This is a genomic window from Parasutterella muris, from assembly GCF_943193095.1.
GTDB classification, from domain to species: Bacteria; Pseudomonadota; Gammaproteobacteria; order Burkholderiales; family Burkholderiaceae_F; genus Parasutterella; species Parasutterella muris.
Genome location: NZ_CALPCV010000053.1, coordinates 1 through 5,032, shown reverse-complemented (window position 1 = coordinate 5,032; position 5,032 = coordinate 1). Strand labels below are relative to the sequence as shown.

Annotated in this window: 3 protein-coding genes; 2 read left to right on the top strand and 1 reads right to left on the bottom strand. The window is 47.6% G+C overall.

Features of this window, described 5'->3' with window-relative positions; translation table 11 throughout:
- Window positions 1-310 precede the first annotated feature (310 nt).
- On the bottom strand, window positions 311-781 hold the full coding sequence (locus NFR90_RS11410) for a hypothetical protein (protein WP_160336363.1): 471 nt from the start codon (window positions 779-781) through the stop codon (window positions 311-313).
- Window positions 782-1,553: 772 nt separating this feature from the next.
- Here NFR90_RS11410 and NFR90_RS11405 point away from each other — a divergent pair.
- Both NFR90_RS11405 and NFR90_RS11400 read left to right on the top strand, forming a co-directional pair.
- Window positions 1,554-3,539 carry a fumarate reductase flavoprotein subunit gene (locus tag NFR90_RS11405; RefSeq protein WP_160336362.1) on the top strand — a complete coding sequence of 662 codons (1,986 nt, stop codon included), beginning with the start codon at window positions 1,554-1,556 and terminating at the stop codon, window positions 3,537-3,539.
- Window positions 3,540-3,558: 19 nt separating this feature from the next.
- On the top strand, window positions 3,559-4,410 hold the full coding sequence (locus NFR90_RS11400; RefSeq protein ID WP_370267217.1) for a fumarate reductase iron-sulfur subunit: 852 nt from the start codon (window positions 3,559-3,561) through the stop codon (window positions 4,408-4,410).
- Window positions 4,411-5,032 lie beyond the last annotated feature (622 nt).

Sequence of the window (5,032 nt, the reverse complement as noted above, 5' to 3'; positions counted from 1 at the left end):
ATTTGATCAATGCCGATATCAATGGCGCAGCCAATATCGGCCGAAAAGAACTCGGGGATGAGTGGCTCAAAAAGCTGTTCGAACTTGATAGGGGCGTCGTTGTGGACACGCCCGCAATTGTACGAAACCTGCATGCATGTGTGGGTATTCGCCAATTGCTAGAAAGGGGAGCATGCTCCCATGAAACCTCGCACGTGAGTGCAAGGTAGTTCATCTAAATTACGTCGCAGGCTTTCTTCATTTGTTTGCGAATAAAAACAAAAAATTAAGCCGCCCAAACCGGGCGGCCGTTTTTTATTAGAACGAACGATTACTGGATGGTTCGATCGGATTCTGACCAGGGAAAGGAGCGTTCCTGTTCTTCAAGAAGGTCCTCACAATCCAGTTCGAAATTCTTTTCGATGTCGATATCTTCAAAGAGATATCTGTCTTCTTCAATGGCTCTGCTCAGTCTGGCCCAGAAAATTTCGCCGCTCTTGTCGCGCAGACGAAGTTCGGCTTTACCGCTCGATAAAAGCTGAGAGAGCTTAAAAGGGTAGACGTGACGATCAACCGCAGCGGAGATAAGGTCAAAACGCTCTGCAGATCCAAATGTATGACTCAGAGAAGCGCTGATCTCACAGACCATGCCGTCTTCTTTAATCGATACCAGGCCGGCGGAACGGCGAATCGATAAAGAGAACGCCTCTGTTTCCTCTACAACGGTTTGTACTGCCGCATTAATGTCTTTTTCTACATTTACTGCTGCGGAGCTTAAAAGGCCGTTTTCGAATTTAGACATTTGAATTACCTTCGTTTAAAAATTGGTTCGTTGAATTTGTTGAATTGAATCTTCCGCTTAAATTTCTATCGAGACAACCCCGAAAAGCCCCGTCAGAACTCAGTTTGAGTCAAATTAAAGAAAAACCCTTAAGTATTTTTCTAAATGGTTTAGTAGTTTCCCGAATAATCTGCTCAAAATGAACGAATAAATGTTTTTGGTTCGTTAACTAAATATTTACTCAGCCAAATTAAAAAAAATCATCGACTCGAAAATTCAAACGGGCGGTAAAAAATCAAAACTCACGTCTTCAGGAGCCCTTGAATTCTTAAGATGTTGTAAGAAACATACAAAATCATTACTAAGAGAGAATTAAGGGAAAGTACTTATGAAAAATCAGAAAAAGAGCAGAAAACTTACAAATCAGATTGAATCCCAATTGCTGTCCTCAGTTTGAATTACTTAAAATTGTCTTAACTATAAGAATCTTTGAGTAATTAATTATTTAGTTAAAGAAGATAAAAGGTCCAAAACGCCTCTGTAATCCTAAGTTTTTATTACGGCAAAACTATAGAAAACGCGAACAAAACTAATAAAGACGTTGAGATTTTTTCAAAGTTGGACTAAATTTCTGCTCAAACAGTTTTATGTAGAAATTCTTTTCATGGTCAACCCTTACTCGCAAGAGGGTGGGCCGAGTGGTGTTTGTACTTTAAGCTGTTGCGTGTTTACCCCATGCTGCCGGAAAGTGCACCCGTCTTTTCGGTTAATTTGGATCAAGGAGATCTACTAAATGAAAGTTATTTATACGGATGTGCTGGTCATTGGCGCAGGTCTTGCAGGTCTGCGTATGGCTGTCGGTGCCAAGCGTCGCGGTCATGATTCCATCATCCTTTCGCTAGTTCCCCCGAAACGTTCTCACTCTAAAGCTGCTCAGGGCGGTATGCAGGCCTCTCTCGCGAACGTAATTAAGGGTGTCGGCGATAACGAGGACGTGCACTTTGGAGACACGGTCCGCGGTTCCGACTGGGGCGCAGACCAGGAAGTGGTTCGTATGTTCGTTAACACCGCACCTAAAGCAGTCCGTGAACTGGCTGCTTGGGGCGTGCCCTGGAGCCGTATCACTCCGGGAGACCGTCAGGTCATTATTAACGGCGAAAAAGTTACGATTACCGAACGTAAAGAAGCCGCAGGCCTTATCGGTCAGCGTGACTTCGGTGGTACAAAGAAATGGAGAACATGCTTCGTTTCCGACGGTACCGGCCACGCTATGCTGAACGCGGTCAGCGACCGTGTCATTGCTTACGGTATTCCGGTTCACGAACGTGTTGAAGCCATCGCGCTTATCCACGACGGCTCCCGTTGCTACGGTGCTGTTGTCCGTGACCTGATCACCGGCGAACTCATCGGCTATGTCGCTCGTGCGACAGCCATTGCTACCGGCGGTGCCGGCAAGCTCTTCCGCGTTTCCACAAACGCTCAGATCTGCGAAGGTACAGGTCATGCGATCGCTCTGGAAACCGGTGTTGCCATGTGCGGCAACTTGGAAGCCGTTCAGTTCCACCCGACAGGTATTTTCCCTGCCGGTATTCTGGTAACAGAAGGCTGCCGCGGTGACGGCGGTCTGCTCCGTGACGTTGACGGCCACCGCTTCATGCCGGACGTCGAACCTGAAAAGAAAGAACTTGCTTCCCGTGACGTTGTTTCCCGCCGTATGGAAGAACGTATCGCTCAGGGCAAGGGCGTTAAGAGCCGCTTCGGTGAACACCTCTGGCTCGACATCACGCTGCTCGGCGAAAACCACATCAAGCACAACCTCCGCGAAGTTTACGAAATCTGCCATTACTTCCTTGGTATTGATCCGACTAAAGACTGGATTCCTGTCCGTCCGGCTCAGCACTACACCATGGGCGGCGTTCGTACCAAACCCACAGGCGAATCTGAAACCCTCAAGGGCCTCTTCGCTGCCGGTGAAGCTGCTTGCTGGGATATGCACGGCTTTAACCGCCTGGGCGGCAACTCCGTTGCTGAAACCGTCGTCGCCGGTATGATCATTGGCGAATGTATCGCTGACTTCTGCGATAAACCTGAAAACGCTATTGATATCCCGACACGCGTTGTTTACGACTTCATCAAACGCGAACAGTCCAAGCTCGACGCCTTCGCTAAGAATTCCGGCACAGAAAACATGGCCGAAATTCGTACACGTATGCAGGAAATCATGACCACTAAGGTCGGTATTTTCCGTAACGGCGATATGCTTTCTCAGGCTGTCGAAGAACTTGAAGACCTTTACAAGAAGAGCTTCAACGTTGCTGTTAAGAACCAGCCGGGTGCTAACCCCGAACTCGTTTACGCCTACAGAACACAGAAGATGCTTCGTGTCGCCCTCGGCATGGCTCTCGGTGCTTCTCTACGTACAGAATCCCGCGGTGCCCACTTCCGTATTGACTACCCGGTTCGTAACGACGCCGAATGGTGCAAACGTACTCTTTCTACTTGGAAGAACGAAAACGACACACTGCCGACCATCACATACCAGGATCTTGACATCTCCAAGATGGAGCTGCCTCCGGGATGGCGCGGTTACGGTGCTAAGAACTACATTGACAACCCCGAGACACCGATTCGTCAGAAACAGGTTGATGAAATCCGTGCCAAGATGGAAGCTGAAGGCGCTGACCGCTTCGCTATCCAGAATGCACTGATGCCTTACCTCCAGCTTCTTCCGGAAGACCTGCGCGGTAAGAACGAACGTATCGACGAACCCCTGTCATAACCTTTGGAGTTGAATTTAAATGGCTGAAAACGTACAACAGATGGCTGCAGCTGAAGACAAAAAGGAACAGGCGGCTCCTCAGACAAAGAACCACCGCATGCTTCAGGTGAGCATTCTCCGTTACAACCCCGCAGATCCGGAAAGCGTTCCGCACCTGCAGACATACTCTGTATCTGAAACAGATTCTATGACTCTCTACATTCTCCTGAATGAACTGAGAGACACACAGGATCCTTCTCTGCAGTTTGACTTCGTCTGCCGTGCCGGTATTTGCGGCTCCTGCGCGATGCTTGTCAACGGCAAACCGACTCTGGCCTGCCGCTGCCTGACTCGCGACCTTCCTGAGCACTTCACACTGGCTCCGCTCCCGGGCTTCGAACTCATCGGTGACCTTTCTGTCAATACCGGTAAGTGGATGCGCGGCATGAGCGAACGCATCCAGTCTTGGTGTCACCTTAACGACGAAGAAGTCAATCTTTCCAAGATTGAAACTCCGATGGATCCGCACCTGGCCGAAGACATCTACCTGCTTGACCGCTGCGTAGAATGCGGCTGCTGCGTCGCTTCCTGCGGTAACTTCCGTATGCGTCCTGACTTCGTCGGCGCTGTTGCAATCAACAAGATCTCTCGTTTCCGTCTGGACCCTCGCGATCACCGCAACGATGCTGATTACTACGAAATCCTCGGTACAGAATCCGGCGTGTTCGGCTGCATGTCTTTGCTGGCCTGCCACGACTTCTGCCCGAAGGATCTTCCTCTGAAGACTCAGATCGCTTTCATGCGTCGTAAGATGGCTGAGCAGGGCATCATGGGCAAGGAAGAACCCACACTGAAACGTGTTATTCCTCTTCGTGAACTCAAGCTCGACTAATTCCAAACACTGAATTAGTTTAATAAAGGTTCGTTATCGAAAGGTAACGAACCTTTTTTGTCAAGCGAAAATTTGCGAGTGATTGTAAATTCAGATTGATTTTGTCTTTCAATTCACTCTTTAATCTTGGATTGAGCACTTTCGCGAAATCCTGCATGAATTTCTTTTTCTTGGCACGAATGCAAGGGGAAAGGGCTTAAATCCTTGAACTGCACACGCTTTATCCTAAGCTTAATATAGTTATTTCAGGTAATTTCATTAGGTACTTACCCTAATATTTTTCTAAGAATGTCTTTTTTTATCGCTGTTTTGTTCAATTTGTGCTATGTTACGTTGCGAAACAAATCAATTTAAACACTTTATTTAAATCCATTTGTTCAAAAATATTTACATAACTCTCATTTTTGTATGACCACAGTCTCCCGACTGACAAAAATGAGAGTAGGGCGGCCGGCTTGGCCGGCTATTAAAATAGAGGAGTAATAATGGCTCGTATTGAACATGACTTCATCGGCGACTTGGAAGTCCCGGCTGAAGCATACTATGGCGTTCAGTCCCTTCGCGGTAAAGAAAATTTCTTCATCACCGAAGAAAATAACAATCAGGAAATCTACTTCATCAT